Here is a 572-nt window from a genome sequence, read left to right as displayed (position 1 = left end):
CCAGGAAATCGCCCCCAGCCCATTCCCTCACCCGCCGCGAAGCACCAGCCGCTCTTGTTGGGGGAAAAGACTGGTCAGACCGTTGAGCATGCGAGCGCCCGCGCGCTCGTCCGTCTGTTCAGACTTGCCCCCAAACACGACGCGCGCCTGCCATTTGCACGAGGTCGCCCGCTTCCATTCCGACTCAGGCCCGCAAGCCGGACGAGCCGAAAGCATGAGCAGGAGCACGGACGCCACCAACAGCACCAGCACGCTGAGCACGGCCTTGCCAACACCCGCAATGGCCGAGCGCCAGAGGAGAACCAGGATGACGGCGAACACTGCCGTGCAGGTCACTGCCGCAAGAACTCGCCAAGATTCACCCATCTGTGTTTCCGCGCGGTTTGCGAAGTACAGGTCGAAGTAGCACAGCGGTTGTTGCAAAGGCGCGGATGGGGAGGCTGTGGAGCGCCAATTAGGACGGGGCGCCGGAGCTGGCTGGTTTCATGGCCCGCGTGCGCCAGCACGCTTCGTGAACTGACTGTCGCACACTGTTTGACCACAGTGAGCGAAGCGAACGGAGGGAGTTTGGG

Annotated in this window: 1 protein-coding gene; it reads right to left on the bottom strand. The window is 63.5% G+C overall.

All coding sequences use genetic code 11. The features are described from left to right. Positions 1–27: 27 nt before the first annotated feature. Positions 28–423 carry a hypothetical protein gene (locus AC1D1T_RS32950; RefSeq protein WP_477845614.1) on the bottom strand — a complete coding sequence of 132 codons (396 nt, stop codon included), beginning with the start codon at positions 421–423 and terminating at the stop codon, positions 28–30. Positions 424–572 lie beyond the last annotated feature (149 nt).

It is taken from the genome of Rhizobacter sp. P2_H3 (assembly GCF_056403355.1).
This window is presented reverse-complemented; position numbering and strand designations above follow the sequence as displayed.